Origin of the sequence: Roseovarius sp. BRH_c41, assembly GCF_000961715.1 — a bacterium.
Lineage (GTDB): Bacteria > Pseudomonadota > Alphaproteobacteria > Rhodobacterales > Rhodobacteraceae > Roseovarius.
The window spans coordinates 131,640-146,977 of record NZ_LADY01000007.1 but is presented as its reverse complement, the minus strand read 5'-3'; the positions used below and the strand labels follow the sequence as shown (position 1 = coordinate 146,977).

The 15,338-nt window shown below is 60.8% G+C and carries 15 protein-coding genes; 10 read left to right on the top strand and 5 right to left on the bottom strand.

What is annotated here, in order from left to right; genetic code table 11:
* Position 1: 1 nt before the first annotated feature.
* The 5 genes from VR71_RS02730 (at position 2) to VR71_RS02710 (ending at position 5,762) form a co-directional block, all read left to right on the top strand.
* Positions 2-592 carry a YceI family protein gene (locus VR71_RS02730; protein WP_045680939.1) on the top strand — a complete coding sequence of 197 codons (591 nt, stop codon included), beginning with the start codon at positions 2-4 and terminating at the stop codon, positions 590-592.
* Between the two features lie 114 nt (positions 593-706).
* Complete coding sequence (locus VR71_RS02725; RefSeq protein WP_045680937.1) at positions 707-1,957, top strand: sarcosine oxidase subunit beta family protein; 1,251 nt, start codon at positions 707-709, stop codon at positions 1,955-1,957.
* Between the two features lie 13 nt (positions 1,958-1,970).
* The gene (locus tag VR71_RS02720; protein ID WP_045680935.1) at positions 1,971-2,258 is read left to right on the top strand and encodes a sarcosine oxidase subunit delta; all 288 of its coding nucleotides are present in this window, start codon (positions 1,971-1,973) and stop codon (positions 2,256-2,258) included.
* Positions 2,255-5,209, top strand: a complete 2,955-nt coding sequence (locus VR71_RS02715; protein WP_045680933.1) for a sarcosine oxidase subunit alpha family protein — start codon at positions 2,255-2,257, stop codon at positions 5,207-5,209. Before VR71_RS02720 ends, VR71_RS02715 begins: the two co-directional genes overlap by 4 nt.
* Positions 5,202-5,762, top strand: coding sequence for a sarcosine oxidase subunit gamma (locus tag VR71_RS02710; RefSeq protein ID WP_045680932.1), 561 nt, complete (start codon positions 5,202-5,204; stop codon positions 5,760-5,762). Before VR71_RS02715 ends, VR71_RS02710 begins: the two co-directional genes overlap by 8 nt.
* Before the next feature lie 79 nt (positions 5,763-5,841).
* Here the strand turns inward: VR71_RS02710 and VR71_RS02705 are convergent, their stop codons facing one another.
* Positions 5,842-6,840 (bottom strand): GlxA family transcriptional regulator, encoded by a 999-nt coding sequence (locus tag VR71_RS02705; protein ID WP_045680930.1) that lies wholly within the window; start codon positions 6,838-6,840, stop codon positions 5,842-5,844.
* Between the two features lie 149 nt (positions 6,841-6,989).
* Between VR71_RS02705 and VR71_RS02700 the strand changes: the two genes are divergently transcribed.
* Positions 6,990-7,637 carry a helix-turn-helix domain-containing protein gene (locus tag VR71_RS02700; protein WP_009818615.1) on the top strand — a complete coding sequence of 216 codons (648 nt, stop codon included), beginning with the start codon at positions 6,990-6,992 and terminating at the stop codon, positions 7,635-7,637.
* Between the two features lie 251 nt (positions 7,638-7,888).
* Here VR71_RS02700 and VR71_RS02695 read toward each other — a convergent pair whose 3' ends face one another.
* From VR71_RS02695 to VR71_RS02680, 4 genes are read right to left on the bottom strand one after another with little or no spacing between them, the layout of a single operon-like run.
* On the bottom strand, positions 7,889-8,956 hold the full coding sequence (locus tag VR71_RS02695; RefSeq protein ID WP_009818614.1) for a DUF3445 domain-containing protein: 1,068 nt from the start codon (positions 8,954-8,956) through the stop codon (positions 7,889-7,891).
* A gap of 13 nt (positions 8,957-8,969) precedes the next feature.
* Positions 8,970-9,956, bottom strand: a complete 987-nt coding sequence (locus VR71_RS02690; RefSeq protein ID WP_045680928.1) for a PDR/VanB family oxidoreductase — start codon at positions 9,954-9,956, stop codon at positions 8,970-8,972.
* Positions 9,953-10,561 (bottom strand): dimethylamine monooxygenase subunit DmmA, encoded by a 609-nt coding sequence (dmmA, locus tag VR71_RS02685; RefSeq protein ID WP_045680927.1) that lies wholly within the window; start codon positions 10,559-10,561, stop codon positions 9,953-9,955. Before dmmA ends, VR71_RS02690 begins: the two co-directional genes overlap by 4 nt.
* A 55-nt stretch (positions 10,562-10,616) precedes the next feature.
* Positions 10,617-11,762, bottom strand: coding sequence for an aminomethyltransferase family protein (locus tag VR71_RS02680; protein WP_009818611.1), 1,146 nt, complete (start codon positions 11,760-11,762; stop codon positions 10,617-10,619).
* Between the two features lie 248 nt (positions 11,763-12,010).
* Here VR71_RS02680 and VR71_RS02675 point away from each other — a divergent pair, with 248 nt between their 5' ends.
* From VR71_RS02675 to VR71_RS02660, 4 genes are all read left to right on the top strand, one after another.
* Positions 12,011-13,384 (top strand): ammonium transporter, encoded by a 1,374-nt coding sequence (locus VR71_RS02675; protein WP_045680924.1) that lies wholly within the window; start codon positions 12,011-12,013, stop codon positions 13,382-13,384.
* Positions 13,385-13,395: 11 nt separating this feature from the next.
* A complete protein-coding gene (locus VR71_RS02670; RefSeq protein WP_009818609.1) occupies positions 13,396-13,611 on the top strand; it encodes a hypothetical protein in 216 nt (71 codons plus the stop codon).
* Between the two features lie 148 nt (positions 13,612-13,759).
* The gene (locus tag VR71_RS02665) at positions 13,760-14,656 is read left to right on the top strand and encodes a glutamine amidotransferase family protein (RefSeq protein ID WP_009818608.1); all 897 of its coding nucleotides are present in this window, start codon (positions 13,760-13,762) and stop codon (positions 14,654-14,656) included.
* Positions 14,657-14,658: 2 nt separating this feature from the next.
* Positions 14,659-15,336 (top strand): GXGXG domain-containing protein, encoded by a 678-nt coding sequence (locus VR71_RS02660; RefSeq protein WP_009818607.1) that lies wholly within the window; start codon positions 14,659-14,661, stop codon positions 15,334-15,336.
* The last annotated feature ends 2 nt before the right edge of the window (positions 15,337-15,338 follow it).

Here is a 15,338-nt window from a genome sequence, read left to right as displayed (position 1 = left end):
CATGACCGGACTAAGACTGACCGCACTCGGCACCACGCTTGCCTTCGGGGTCGCTCACCCCGTGCAGGCAGAACCCGCTACATGGCAGATTGACCCGGAACATGCCGTTGTGGCCTTTACGATCATGCACGCGGGATATGCCAAGGTTCTCGGGCGATTTTCCCAGATCGAGGGCAGTTTCACCTATGATCCCGAGACGCAGGACTTGGGCAAAGTGACCGCAACGATTGGCACGCCGAGTGTCGATACCGACCACGAGCAGCGTGACACCCACGTCCGCTCGCCTGACTTTCTGGATGCCGAGGCCCATCCGATGATCACGTTCACCGCCGAGGGCGGAACCCCGATTTCGGACACCGCAGGCACCGTGTCGGGGGATCTGACCATCCGCGGCGTCACGCAGCCAGTCACCCTCGACGTGACGCTCAACAAGCGCGCCGACTACCCCTGCTGCCATGGCAAGGAAACGCTGGGTATCTCCGCTACCGCCGAAATCCTGCGCAGCGCCTTCGGAAGCACCTACGCCCTGCCCGACTTTGTTGGCGACTCGGTCAACATCATTCTCGAATTCGAGGCGATCCGCGCCGATTAGGTCCGCGCGCGCCGTGAATTTGAGGCAGAGTCCGATTTGCGACCTGCTTTGTCCGAATTCGATATTACATAGCGGCTCTTTTTCCCTGAAATTAGGGAAAAGGAGTCGGATTCCATGCGCTATTCAGGTTTCAAGGTCATCAAAGAGGCCCTCACCGGACATCGGGGTTGGGGCCCTGCATGGCGCGATGCAGCGCCAAAGGCGTCTTATGACTATGTGATCATCGGCGGCGGCGGCCACGGGCTTGCCACGGCCTATTATCTGGCTAAGGAATTCAAACAGGCGCGGATTGCCGTGCTGGAAAAGGGCTGGATCGGCGGCGGCAACGTCGGGCGCAATACCACCATCATCCGCTCCAACTACCTGCTTGATGGCAATGAGCCGTTCTACGAATTCTCGCTCAAACTCTGGGAAGGGTTAGAGCAGGACCTGAATTACAACGCCATGGTCAGCCAGCGTGGCATTCTCAACCTGATCCACACCGACGCACAGCGCGACGCCTTCATCCGGCGCGGCAATGCGATGATGCTGAACGGAGCCGATGCTGACCTGCTGACCACCGCGCAGATTGTGGCGCGCTATCCGTTCCTGAACGTCAATGATGCCCGTTTCCCGATCAAGGGCGGTCTCGCCCAACATCGCGGTGGCACCGTGCGCCATGACGCGGTGGCCTGGGGCTATGCCCGCGCCGCCGATCAACGCGGGGTGGATATCATCCAGAATTGTGAAGTCACCGGCTTTCGCATCGAGAACGGCACATGTCTGGGAGTCGAGACATCGCGCGGCTTCATCGGCGCGAACAAGGTCGGCGCTTGCGTTGCTGGCTCCTCCTCACGCCTCATGTCGCACGCGGGCATGCGCCTGCCGATCGAAAGCCATGTCTTGCAGGCCTTTGTCTCCGAGGGTCTCAAACCCGTCCTGCCCGGCGTCATCACCTTCGGCGCGGGCCATTTCTATTGCAGCCAATCTGACAAGGGTGGGCTCGTGTTCGGCGGCGACATCGACGGCTATAATTCCTATGCCCAACGCGGCAACCTGCCCGTGGTCGAGGATGTCTGCGAAGGCGGCATGGCGATCTTTCCGATGCTGGGCCGCGCGCGTCTTTTGCGGATGTGGGGCGGCATCATGGACATGAGCATGGACGGCTCGCCCATCATCGACCGTACCCAGATTGCGGGGCTCTATTTCAACGGCGGCTGGTGCTATGGCGGGTTCAAGGCAACTCCTGCTTCGGGCTTTGCCTATGCGCATCTTCTGGCAACCGACACGCCCCACCCGACTGCCACCGCCTATCGGTTTGATCGCTTCGCCTTGGGGCGGATGATCGACGAAAAGGGCATGGGCAACCAGCCCAACCTGCATTGAAAGAGGTCGCGCCATGCTGATCAACCACCCAACCCTCGGCCCCCGCGACGCCAGCGAATTCGTCTACAAAGGCGACGCCGCCCTTATCAACCGCCCCGACCCGGACGCACCCGATGCGCTGGCGCAGTTCATCGACTACGGCTATCTGCGCGACAATCCCGCAGGCGCGCATCGTGAACTGTGGTTTCACGAACAGGGCGACCGATGCTGGCTCGTCGTCACCCGCAACACACTCACCCATGAAATCACTTCGGTGGAATTGGCCCGCGACGTGGCCCGCCGCGAGGGACGCTCCAAATGACCCAAGAAAACCGTTTGCAGGGCGGACTGATCGATCGCAGCCGCACCATTTCCTTCCGTTTCGACGACAAATGGATGAAGGGCCATCCCGGCGACACGCTCGCCTCGGCGCTTTTGGCCAATGGCGTGCGCCTGATGGGCCGTTCGTTCAAATACCACCGCCCACGTGGCCCGCTCTCGGCTGGCTCCGAAGAACCCAACGCGATCGTGGAATTGCGCGACGGCGCGCGGCGCGAACCCAACACGCGCGCCACGACCGCCGAATTGTTCGACGGCCTAACCGCGCAATCGCAAAACCGCTGGCCCTCGCTCACCTTTGACGCGCTCTCGATCAACGACCGCCTCTCAAGCTTCTTTGCCGCCGGATTCTACTACAAAACCTTCATGTGGCCCGCGGCCTTCTGGGAAAAACTCTACGAACCCATGATCCGCCGCGCCGCCGGTCTGGGATCGCTCAGCCTGCAAGCCGACCCCGACAGCTACGACAAGGGCTATCTGCATTGCGACCTGCTGATCATCGGCGCAGGCCCCGCAGGCTTGGCCGCCGCCCTCACCGCGGCTGAATCCGGTGTCAACGTCATCCTCGCGGATGAAGATTCCCTGCCCGGTGGCCGCCTCAACACCGAAACCTTCGGCCTTGGCCAACAATCCGGTTCCGACTGGGCGGCAGAGGCCGCCGAGCGTCTGGCCGCCCTGCCCAATGTCCGCCTGATGACCCGCACCACCATCCTTGGCGCCTTCGATCACGGCATCTACGGCGCGCTGGAACGGGTCAGCGATCACCTGCCCGTCCCGCCCGAGGGCAAGCCGCGCCAGATCCTCTGGCGCATCTATTCCACCCGCGCCATTCTCGCCGCCGGGGCCACCGAACGCCCCATCGTGTTCGAGAATAACGACCGCCCCGGCATCATGATGGCGGGGGCCCTGCGCGCCTATGCCAACCGCTGGGCCGCAACCCCGGCGCAAGAGATCGCCGTTTTCACCAATAATGACGACGGCCATCGCACCGCGCAGGATTTGCTGGCCAAGGGCGTGACGGTCACCGCCGTGATCGACACCCGTCCCGATGCCCCCAAAGGCAACGGCTACGAGGTCATCGTTGGCGGCACTATTACCAACACGTCAGGCCGCCTTGGGCTGAGCAAGATCGAGGTGACGGACGCGCGCGGCACTCGCCGTAGCCTAAACTGCGGCGCGCTTGGCGTCACGGGCGGCTGGAACCCGAACGTAAGCCTCACCTGCCATCAGCGCGGCCGTCCAACATGGAACGCCGATATCCATGCTTTTGTTCCCGGTGGCACCCTGCCTCAGGGCATGACCGTGGTCGGCGCGGCCGATGGTCTCTTCTCGACCCATGCCGCCCTGACCTCGGGTGCCGACGTCGCCGCAAGCATCGTCGCCGACCTTGGCCGCACCGTCACCCGCCCCGATCTGCCTCAGGCCGAGGATACGCCCATCGCCCTCACCCCCTTCTGGCATGTCCAAGGGGCCAAGCGCGCGTGGGTGGATCAACAGAATGACGTCACCGCCAAGGATATCAAACTGGCGCATCAGGAAAACTTCACCTCCGTCGAACATCTCAAGCGCTACACGACCCTTGGCATGGCCACTGATCAGGGCAAGACCTCGAACACTGCGGGCATGGCGATCATGGCCGAAGTGGCGGGCAAATCCATCCCCGAGGTGGGCACCACCATGTTCCGCCCGCCCTATACCCCCACCGCCATCGGGGCCTTTGCGGGTCGCTCACGCGGTGCGGATTTCCGGCCCACCCGCAAGACCCCCAGCCATTTCTGGGCCGAAGAACAGGGCGCGGTCTTTGTCGAAGTGGGCATGTGGTTGCGCGCGCAATGGTTCCCCCGCGCCGGCGAAACCCATTGGCGGCAGAGCGTGGACCGCGAGGTTCTGCAAACCCGCCGCTCGGTCGGGATCTGCGATGTGACCACATTGGGCAAGATCGACGTGCAGGGCGCGGATGCCGCCGCTTTCCTCAACATGATCTATTGCAACGCCTTCGCCAAACTGCCCGTGGGGCGCACCCGCTACGGCCTCATGCTGCGCGAGGACGGCATCGCCATGGACGACGGCACCGCCGCACGTCTGGCAGAGGATCATTTCGTGGTCACAACCACCACCGCAAATGCGGTCACGGTCTATCGCCATATGGAATTCGTGCGCCAGTGCCTCTGCCCCGACATGGATGTGCAGCTCATCTCCACGACCGAGGCTTGGGCACAGTTTTCCGTCGCTGGCCCCAATGCCCGCAAACTCTTGCAAAAGGTGGTGGACCCTGCGTTTGACCTCTCGAACGACGGCTTCCCCTTCATGGCCTGCGGCGAAATCACCGTCTGCGGCGGCTTGCGCGCGCGCCTGTTCCGGATCTCGTTTTCGGGCGAGCTGGCCTATGAGATCGCCGTGCCTACGCGCTACGGCGATGCCATGATCCGTCGCTTGATGGAGGCGGGGCGCGAGTTTGACGTGGTTCCCTACGGCACCGAAGCGCTCGGCGTCATGCGGATCGAAAAGGGTCACGCCGCGGGCAACGAGCTGAACGGCACCACCACGGCCCTCAATCTCGGCATGGGCAAGATGGTCTCGGACAAAAAAGACTCGATCGGGGCTGTGCTCTCACGCCGCGAAGGTCTCAATACCCCGGATGCGCTGCGCCTTGTCGGCCTGCGCCCGGTGGACCGCGCCAACCCCGTGCCCGCAGGCGCGCATCTGATGACACGCGGCAGCCCGGTCGATGCCGCCCATGATCAGGGCTATGTGACCTCCGCCTGCTACTCGCCCAACTTGGGCCATGCCATCGCGCTGGCCTTCCTCAAATCCGGCGATACCCGCATGGGCGAGGTCCTGCGCCTCGTCTCGCCCCTGACCGGCGTCGAGCATGACGTCGAAGTCGTCAGCGCCCATTTCGTCGATCCAGAAGGAGAGCGCCTCCGTGCCTGATCTCATCGCCATCACCCCGCTCGGGGCGACCCGTCCCCGTATCGACAGCCACGGCCCGGTCACATTGACCGAAGTCACCGACCGGGCGCTTGCCTCCGTCGCGGCGCGTCTTGGGCATGAGGCGCAGACCGCCGCCCTTGTGACCTCTCTGATCGGTGCCCCCGCCCCCGGTCCGGTCCGCATGGGCGGCACTGACCTCACCGCCTTCTGGATGGGACCGGATCAATGGATGCTCGACGCCCCCATCGAGACCCACGAGGATCTGGCACATCAGATCGTGGCGCAGGCCAAGGGCGCCACAAGCGTCACCGACCAGACTGGCGCATGGTGCCGCTTTGACCTCAGCGGTGACGGCTTGGCCGATGTGTTGGAACGCCTCACCAACGCCAACACCCGCGCCTTCACCGGCGGCGAGGCGCAGCGCACGGCGGTTGAGCATATGGGCTGCTTCCTGCTTTGCCACAGCCCGCGCCATATCTCGGTGATCGGCCCCCGCTCCTCGGCGGGCTCCCTGCATCACGCGATTCTGACAGCGATACGCTCAGCGCATTAAAGATGGCGCCCGTGACTCAAGTGACCACCAATGGGGCACCCCATTAACGGCACAGTTGAGGACCAGAAAAGGGCCGCACTCACACCGAGGGCACCGGCAGATTGCCCTTGACCCGCGTGAGATTGATCCTTTGGCGATCCTCACGCGGCGAGATGCCAAAAGCCTCGCGGTAATGCCGCACCAACACCTTGGAACTGGCATACCCAACAGCTTCGGCGATCTGCATCATTGTGTCGTTGGAATACATCACGATCTGCCGCGCGGCCTTCATTCGCATGGCGCGGTAATAATTGGTCGGATTCTGCCCCGTCGCCCGCTTGAAGCTACGCTCCAGATGGCGCGGCGTGATCGCCAAATCCTCCGCCACCTCTGCCATGGAAATGGGCACCGACATATGCCGTGCCATAAGGTCGATCGCCCGCGCAACGATGGGGTGGAGATCCTCCTGGTTGCTGCCTTCTCCAAGGACCGGCACCATCTGCTGAACCCCGGCCTTGCGCATCATTGGATGTTGAAACCAACACGCCACCTCGGTGGCGATCCCCACGCCAAGCTCGGTTTCGACCATATGCAGCGCCAGATCAAACGCAGCCGCCGCCCCCGAGGCCGTGACACAGCGCGGCGTAATCTCGATCACCTGATCCGACGCAGGCACGCCCGGAAACTCTGCCAGGAACGCCGCCTCGTAGCACCAATGCACCGACAAGGCCGCATCTCCCACGGCACCACTCCGCAACAGTGGAAACACCCCGCCGCTGATTGCCCCGAGAATGGTCCCATGCCGCGCCGCGCGCCGCAAATGAGCAGGTGAACTGCGCTCCGCAAACACGCTGGTGGGCGCGGACAAGAGCAGCAGATAGTCGCAATTCGCCGTATCTGCGAGGCTGCGACTGGGTTCAAACGCAATCCCGGCACTTGAGATCACCGGCTCGGTCCCTTCAGCTATCAGATCCCAGGCAAAGGTATGCCGCCCCGAAATTTCATTGGCCGCACGCAGCGGCTCGATCACCGAGGTCAGACAAGACATCGGAAATCCCGGAAATATCAGGAACCCCACCCGGATCACGCGCTCTGTCATCGTCAGTTTCCTCTTGTCAGACCCTGCTTTGTCTCTACGTAACATTTTCCACTTGGGAAAAAATTATGCAATATGGTGAAGTACATCGAGAAACTTACGAACAATCTGGCAATTCGAAACGGCCCGAATTACAACCCGAGAGGAAAACGATGAGCATCATGGAACCCGCAAAATTGGTCAAACTGACTCAGGATCCTCACAAACTGCGCGACGAACGCGAGAAAGTGCTCGAAGTTGCCATCGGCCGCGAGGTGCGCGCCTATCGCAAGAAACAGAACATCACCGTGGCCGAACTTTCGAACATGACCGAACTCTCCATCGGCATGCTCTCCAAGATCGAGAACGGCAATACCTCGCCCTCGCTAACCACGCTGCAAACGCTGGCACGCGCCCTCTCAGTGCCCTTGACCGCGTTTTTCAAGGAATACGAAGAGCGCCGCGAGGCAGTCCATACCAAAGCCGGGCAAGGTGTCGAGATCGAGCGCGCAGGCACCCGTGCAGGCCATCAATACAATCTCCTTGGCCACATCGGATCGAACAGCAGCGGTGTCATGGTCGAGCCCTATCTCATCGTGCTCAACTCCGAATCCGACACGTTCAAGACCTTTCAGCATGAGGGGATCGAGATGATCTACATGCTCGAAGGCGAGGTCGGTTATCGCCATGGCAACGAAACCTACCATCTCACCCCCGGCGACACGCTCTTTTTCGACGCCGACTCGCCGCATGGGCCGGATCAGTTGATCCGCTTTCCGATACGGTATCTGTCCATCATCAGCTACCCGCAGAAGAGTTGAGGCTTGGGTGCCGGGTTGCTCCCCTTCACCTCAAACAATGAGCCGCGCGGATCGTTGGGCCGGGGACTAGCGAAGCAACGGCACGTTATGGCGTTTTATGCCTGCCAAGTCCGCATGGCCTCACAGTATTGCTGCTCCTCTCAGCATCGCTAGGCCGCGGGACGGCCCAGCGATCCGCGCGGCGGCGCTTCGCGCCTTGATTCCGCGCGGGCGTGCTTTTGGGGCACCCTTCGCAATAGCCCCACACCTCCTCACTTCTGCAACGGTGGCTCCGTCTCCAGATCCGGCCAGATACCGGGGCTGGTGGGCAGGCCATCGTCAAACCGGCTCAGATACTCGATCATCAGCGGACGATTGGCGATGAATCCCTTGTAGGTCGCCAGTTCCTCAGGCAGATCGCGCACCACGCGGTGCAGACGGCGACCCCATTTCGGCACGCTCACCACATCCTGAAACGCAATCAGATAGCAGCGGATCGGAAACAGCAGCGCATTCGAGCGCGGCAGCCGGAAAAACGTCTGCAACTCGACCCGCAGATGCTGTTTCGCGCCGATATTCTCGGGCGTCAGCGTGGTCTTTTGCACGCCCCATTTGTGATAATTCTCGGGGCTGGTATCGAGCAGCGGATTGACTGTCATCGTCCAGTTCAGCCGCCGCGCGGGCGCGCCCTGCTGCACATTGAGCAGGAACTTCAACGCGCGCTGGAAAATCCCCATCTCATGCGCTAGGGGCACCGGCGCATGCCACTCAAAGAAATTCATGCCGATGTCGAAATCGAGCGACCAATCGGCCTGCGTGGTAATCATCCCCGCATCCATCCAAAGCATCTCGTCGCGCTGATCCAACACCGCGAAATCGCCTTGAGTCTGGCGCGTAATATACTCCAACGGTCCCTGCGGCAGCGTGGTCTCGTCCAGAAAGGTAAAGCTGTGGTCGATTCCCATCGGCTTGTTGATCCACCGCCACCTGTTACCGTCGCGATGCAACTCAAAGAGGTCGGGATAATCCTCGGACTTGCAGGTCATGATGAGTTCGAGCACGTCCCATCCCGCCAGCGTCATATGCGGCAGGGATTGGCACCGCAGCGGATCATCGGCCAGCACCAGCGCCCGGTCGGCCATTTCCGACAGGTAATGCTCGTCCACATCGAACCGCTTTTCATAGACCGATCCGGCAGGCCCGCCGCGATGCTGCTCCATATTCACCGAATACATATAGCTGTCTTCGTGGAACGGGAACGGGAACCGCTTGATCGCCCAGGGCGAATTGCGGAATGAATAATCGTTGCGGAAGGTCTCGTTATTGAACTGAATGGTCATCTCGCGTGGCTCCTTATCGGTCCAGAACCAGCGTCTTGCCGATGAAACGGCTGACGCAGGGCATGATTTTCTTGCCGCTGGCGTGCTCTGCATCGTCCAGCCAGTGATCGCGGTGCACGATCTCGCCGTCCAACTCGACCACATCTGTCTCGCATTGGCCGCAGGCCCCGCCGCGACAGAGGAAGGGCGCATCGACCCCTGCCCGCTCGATGGCCTCCAAGAGACTCTCATGTTCGCCCACCTGAATGACCAGATCGGATTTGCAGAGCCGCACCTCAAACGGCACGCCGGGTTGCGGCGCGAGAAACTCCTCGGAATGCACCGCCTCGTCCGGCCAGCCAAGCGCGACCGCGCGGGTCTTGACCCACGTGATCATCCCCTTGGGACCGCAGACATAGATGTGCGTGCCCAGAGGCTGCCCGCTCAAGAGATCATCGAGCGGAATCGCCTGCTCCTGATCGTCGTAATAGATATGCGCCTTGTTGGAATATTTGCCCCGCAACTCATCAGCATAAGAGCCAAGATCGGCATTCCGGCAGGCATAGTGCAATTCCCAATTGCCGTTGGATTGCTCCAACTGCGCGATCATCGCCATAAACGGCGTGATCCCGATGCCACCGGCAAAGAACACATGCTTGCGCGCCCGCAGATCGAGCGGAAAGAGATTGACCGGATAGGTGATCGTCATCGCGTCACCCGGATTGACATGGCGATGCATATAGAGCGACCCACCCCGCCCCTCATCATCGCGCCGCACCGAAATGGCATAGAGCGACCGATCACCGGGGTCGGACATCAGCGAATAGGGGTTCAGCCGCGTGCGGCCCTCGTCATGCATTTCCACGACCGTATGCGCGCCCGCCGAAAAGGGCGGAAACTCCGCCCCCTCCGGGCGGCGGAATTCGAACCGCGTCACCAAGTCGTTGACCGGCACCACAGCGGCGACAACCACCTCGATCTTTTCAGCCCCGGCGCGGGCCTTCTGGGGGGCGGCGCTCATGAATACAACTCCTGTGCGGGGGGGACATTGCCGGGGTCTTCCGCGTCGATGCACACCCCCTGAAACGCGGCCAGCCTGCGCGAATAGTGATCGCGCACAAAGAGGTTTAGCCCACAATGCGAACAGACAAAGGGATCGGTGGTCACATCCTCGGTGATCCCCTTGCAATGCACGCATTGCATCCGCCGCGCGGTCGAGCCGCGATGCTCGGTCTGAATGGCGCTATGCGGAATGCCCGCCGTCACCGCCTCGTTCATCGCCTGCCCCATCAGCCCCTCGGTTCCCGCAAGATAGACCTGCAACCCCATATGCGCATCCGACAGCACCCGTCGCAGACGCTGAACCGAGGCCGGATAGCTAGGACCGACGTAGAACTGTGCAGGCTTGAGCGCGCGCAGTTTTTCAACATAAGTCTCGCCAGTCCCCTTGGGGATATAGATGATATGCGTCTTGGCCATCAGACCGTCTTCCTGCGCGGCCAAGTCCAGAATCGCCTCGGCGCCCTCGGCATCGGCAATCATCAAATGCGCCTTGCCCGGCCGCGGGGCCAGCGTGCCATAGACCGGGCGGCTGGTGATACTCTCCGGAAACTGGAATTTCGACATCTTAGCGTCTGCTCCCTTTCGCATCTTTTGGCCCAAAGGCCCGAGGGCCAAGGGGTTAACCCTTGGCCGCGCGGATCACCTTGTCCTTGTCGTAGAACGGCATTTCCTCGGCCACACAGGCAACCTCGGTGCCATCCGCATACCGCACGCTCATCTTGGTGCCGGGTACGGCGCAATCGACCGGCATGCGGGCGATGCCGACATTATGCCCATTGAGATTGGAATTCATCCCAAATGTGACCACGCCCACCGTCTCTCCATCCTTGAGCAAAGGCGCGCCCATATCGGCCGGCTTCTTGCCGTCCAAACGCACGCCATAGATCTTGAACCGCTCGCGACCCTCGAGCGCATAGTGGTTCTCTGATCCGCGGAACCCGGTCTTGCCGGGCGATACGGTGAAATCCAAACCCAATTCCCACAGGCTATCGCCACACAGGTCGTCTTTGAACGGATAGGTCTCGGAATTGTCACCCGGATAGAACAACAGATAGCTCTCGGTCCGCAACAGATCGAGCGTCGAGAATTGCACCGGCCTGATGCCCATCTCCTTGCCCTGCTCCAGAATCTGATCCCAGATTTGCGGGGCATGCCGCGCCTGACAGAATATCTCATACCCACGCTCACCCGTGTAGCCCGTGCGCGAGATCATCACCGGCAGACCGAAAATCTTGGTCTGCAGAATGCCGAAATAGGCCAGATCGCGGATCCCCGGCACGTGCTTTTCGAGGAAATCCACCGCAACCGGCCCTTGCAGCGACATGTCGTGGAGATCGTCGTCAAAGATCATCGCGACATTCTTGCCATAGGCCGCCATCGCCAGCGATTCGTGGCCGGTGCCGGTGCCATGCACCACCATCCAGTGATTGACCGACAGCCGGTAGATCACGCAATCGTCGAGGAATTTTCCGGCATCGTTAAGCATGCAGGCATAGACCGCGCGTCCCGGCATGATCTTGTCGACATTGCGCGTCGTGGCACGGTCGATCACGGCGGCCGCATGTGGCCCCACCAGATGAATCTTCTTGAGTCCCGACACATCCATCAGACCTGCCTTGGTGCGCACCGCGAGATAATCCGCCTCGGCGCGTTCGTCCGTGTGGTCATAGAACCATGCGGTTCCCATCCCGTTCCAGTCGGTCAGCTCGCCCCCGATGTCGGTATGACGCGGTGCAAGCGCGGAAGTTCTATAGATGATGGCCATGGCAGGTTCCCTATCGGTGTTATGTTTGACGATATTCAGACCTAGATCGCAGCAAAAATCAATACTTTCATGCAGATTATTTTCCTGACGGGAATATCCCCACCATCCATGCCCGAATTTCGAGCGACCAGAGAATTGATCAGCGATCCGAGTCAAACCTGTTGACAGGGACCGAAATCTTTGCCTCCCTTAGAAGAAAAAGTTTTCACCACCAATAAAACAACACACAGCACAACAGGGAGAGTGCGATGAACGGCAACCTTGATGCGTTGACGACCATCTTCACCGAATTCTATTATTGGGTGACGGTCGTCTTCATGTTCTTAATCCATGTCGGCTTTTGCATGTACGAGGTGGGCGCAAGCCGCCGCCGCAACCACATGCACACGCTGATGAAAAACGTGATGGTGATTCCATTGGTCACCGTGACCTTCTTCTTCTTCGGATGGTGGATCTATTGGGCGTTCCCGATGTTCCCCTTCTTCGGCGGACTTGACCATGAGATGGCCAGCGCCAATCTGCCGTGGTCGCCGACCATGGCCACCAATCTCGATGACCATATTACCGGCGTGTTCTGGGCGGCGTTCCTGCTGTTCTCCTGGACTGCGGCCTCGATCGTCTCGGGCTCTGTGATCGAGCGCATCCGCTCCTCTGCCCTTTGGGTGCATGCGGTGCTGATCGGCTCGGTCTGGTGGATCATCGACGCGGCATGGGGCTGGCACTACGGCGGATGGATGGTGAAATATCTTGGCTATCACGATGCCTACGCCTCGGGCGTGATCCATGCCATCGCGGGCGGCTATGCACTCGGCGTGATCATGGTTCTGGGGCCGCGGATCGGCAAATTCGCCGCCGACGGCACCCCGCGCGACATCCCGCCCCATAACCCCTGGATGCTCACCATCGGGATTTTCCTGATCTATACCGGCTTCTGGGGCTTCTATGCCGCCTGCAACGTACCGCTCATCTCGCCCGAAGTGATCGGTGGCCAGATCACCGGCACCACCTGGACGGCCACCAATATCTACCTTGCGCCAACCTCACTCTCGGCCATTACCTTCAACTTCCTGATGTCGCTCTCGGGCGGTCTCATGGCGGCCTATGTGGTGTCCAAGGGCGATGCCTTCTGGACCTTCTCGGGTGGTCTCGCCGGGATCATCACCGCATCCGCGGGCAATGACCTCTACCACCCGATTCAGGCAATGCTGGTCGGCGCGGTCGGTGTCGTGATCGTCTACAAACTGCACTACTGGGTCGAGCGCCGGTTCAAACTGGATGATGCCGTGGGCGCGGTCGCCGTACATGGCTATTCCGGCGTCGTCGGGCTTATCCTTGCGGGCTTCATTCTCTGGGGCGCACCGTCCTCACCGTTCGAGGGCTACGCCACGATCAATCCGCTGGGCAATACTCTTGGCGCGGTGATCATGTTCTTCGTCCTGGGCTTCGTACCCGCCTTTGTGGTGGCCAAGATGCAGGCCGCCGCCGGTGTGCTCCGCATCCCGGTTGAGGTCGAATTGCAGGGTCTCGATTACGCAGAACACCATGCCTATGAGGACGCGATCGTTAAGGTGATCGAGGCCGACAAGGCCTATCTCTCGGCCAAAGCAACCCCCGCAGAATAAGGAAAAGGCACATGTCTACAATCGGATACGAATCATGGGCCGTTGATCTGGCCGATGTTGGGGCTATCTACCCCTTCCAAGGTTGGGAAATCCCGATGACCGTGGTGGGCGTCATCTTCTGGCTCGCATGGCACCGAATCCAGTTCGTCCGCGAGGGCGAGCATCTGGAACAGGCACGCAAGATGGGCGACCCCGAAAAGGTCCGCAAACATCTCGACCGCTACTGAGATGATCAAATTTGCGCGGGCCTTTGTGGTTCGCGCAAATTACTTGTAGGAAACTTTTATTCATTTCAGTTGCAGTACCTACAGCCCGATGCTAGCTTCGGACTTAGGAAACCCTACGGGGCAGAATCACAAAGTGGAGCAAACGCGAATGTGCGGGATTGTCGGACTTTTTCTGAAAGACAAAGCACTTGAACCCCAGCTTGGCAGCATGCTGACGGATATGCTGATCACCATGACGGACCGTGGTCCCGATAGTGCGGGGATCGCCATCTATGGCGCGGCGCAATCGGGTCACAGCAAGCTGACCGTTCAATCGGATGCAGCAGCCAAGGATTTTGACGGGCTGGCAGACCGCCTCGCGTCCGAAATAGGCGCGCCGGTCACGCTTACCCGCAAAGATACTCATGCGGTGCTGGATTTCCCCGCCGACAAGGCCGCCGAAACGCGTGCGGCGCTTGAACGCATCGCCCCCGGCGTGCGTGTCATGTCCGCAGGTGAGAGCATCGAGATTTACAAGGAAGTCGGCCTGCCCAAGGACGTGGCCGCTCGCTTCGACATCTCTTCGATGAGCGGCAGCCACGGCATCGGTCACACCCGGATGGCCACAGAATCGGCCGTCACCACCATGGGCGCGCACCCGTTCAACACCGGGGCTGACCAGTGCCTCGTGCACAACGGCTCGCTCTCCAATCACAACTCCCTGCGCCGCAAGCTGCTGCGCGAAGGCGTGCGGATCGAAACGCAGAACGATACCGAAGTGGCCGCCGCCTATCTCACCTGGAAAATGCGCGAAGGGGCCACACTTGGCGAAGCCCTCGAAAGCTCGCTGGTGGATCTCGACGGGTTCTTCACCTTCGTCGTCGGCACTGAGGACGGCTTTGGCGTGGTCCGCGATCCCATCGCCTGCAAACCCGCTGTCATGGCCGAAACCGATCAATATGTGGCCTTTGGCAGCGAATATCGCGCGCTTGTGAACCTGCCCGGCATCGAAGAGGCCCGCGTCTGGGAACCCGAGCCCGCAACCGTCTATTTTTGGAAGCACTGAACATGCAGACATTTGACCTAGCAGCCGAAGGGCTGCGCAGCCTCAACGCGACCCTGCAGGCGCAGGCCGCCGAAACCAACCAAACCAGCTGGGATGTCGTCAACCCACGCGGCAGCCATGCCATCGCCGTCGGTCTTGATGCCCCCATCGAGGTGCATGTCAAAGGCTCGACCGGCTATTACTGCGCCGGCATGAACAAACAGGCCACCGTGCATGTGCATGGCTCCGCCGGTCCGGGCGTGGCCGAAAACATGATGAGTGGCACCGTGATCGTCGAAGGCGACGCCAGCCAATACGCCGGTGCCACCGGCAATGGCGGCACGCTGATCATCAAGGGCAATGCCTCGTCGCGCTGCGGCATCTCGATGAAGGGCATCGACATCATCGTCCATGGCAACATCGGCCATATGTCCGCCTTCATGGCGCAATCGGGCAATCTGGTTGTCTGCGGCAATGCCGGTGACGCGTTGGGCGATAGCCTCTACGAGGCGCGTCTCTTCGTGCGCGGCTCTGTGAAATCCCTTGGTGCGGATTGCATCGAAAAGGAAATGCGTCCCGAACATCTGGAAATTCTGGCCGATTTGCTGGAACGTGGTGGCTGTGACGCCCGCCCGGAAGAGTTCAAGCGCTACGGCTCTGCCCGCCAACTTTACAACTTCAAACCTGACAACGCATACTGAGG

What these genes read in the sequence shown, in the direction of transcription:
- VR71_RS02700 (WP_009818615.1), top strand. Translation starts at nt 6,990, where the DNA reads ATGAGCATCATGGAACCCGCAAAATTGGTCAAACTGACTCAGGATCCT.
- VR71_RS02720 (WP_045680935.1), top strand. Translation starts at nt 1,971, where the DNA reads ATGCTGATCAACCACCCAACCCTCGGCCCCCGCGACGCCAGCGAATTC.
- VR71_RS02665 (WP_009818608.1), top strand. Translation starts at nt 13,760, where the DNA reads ATGTGCGGGATTGTCGGACTTTTTCTGAAAGACAAAGCACTTGAACCC.
- VR71_RS02705 (WP_045680930.1), bottom strand. Translation starts at nt 6,840, where the DNA reads ATGACAGAGCGCGTGATCCGGGTGGGGTTCCTGATATTTCCGGGATTT.
- VR71_RS02670 (WP_009818609.1), top strand. Translation starts at nt 13,396, where the DNA reads ATGTCTACAATCGGATACGAATCATGGGCCGTTGATCTGGCCGATGTT.
- VR71_RS02715 (WP_045680933.1), top strand. Translation starts at nt 2,255, where the DNA reads ATGACCCAAGAAAACCGTTTGCAGGGCGGACTGATCGATCGCAGCCGC.
- dmmA (WP_045680927.1), bottom strand. Translation starts at nt 10,561, where the DNA reads ATGTCGAAATTCCAGTTTCCGGAGAGTATCACCAGCCGCCCGGTCTAT.
- VR71_RS02680 (WP_009818611.1), bottom strand. Translation starts at nt 11,762, where the DNA reads ATGGCCATCATCTATAGAACTTCCGCGCTTGCACCGCGTCATACCGAC.
- VR71_RS02660 (WP_009818607.1), top strand. Translation starts at nt 14,659, where the DNA reads ATGCAGACATTTGACCTAGCAGCCGAAGGGCTGCGCAGCCTCAACGCG.
- VR71_RS02690 (WP_045680928.1), bottom strand. Translation starts at nt 9,956, where the DNA reads ATGAGCGCCGCCCCCCAGAAGGCCCGCGCCGGGGCTGAAAAGATCGAG.
- VR71_RS02675 (WP_045680924.1), top strand. Translation starts at nt 12,011, where the DNA reads ATGAACGGCAACCTTGATGCGTTGACGACCATCTTCACCGAATTCTAT.
- VR71_RS02725 (WP_045680937.1), top strand. Translation starts at nt 707, where the DNA reads ATGCGCTATTCAGGTTTCAAGGTCATCAAAGAGGCCCTCACCGGACAT.
- VR71_RS02695 (WP_009818614.1), bottom strand. Translation starts at nt 8,956, where the DNA reads ATGACCATTCAGTTCAATAACGAGACCTTCCGCAACGATTATTCATTC.
- VR71_RS02730 (WP_045680939.1), top strand. Translation starts at nt 2, where the DNA reads ATGACCGGACTAAGACTGACCGCACTCGGCACCACGCTTGCCTTCGGG.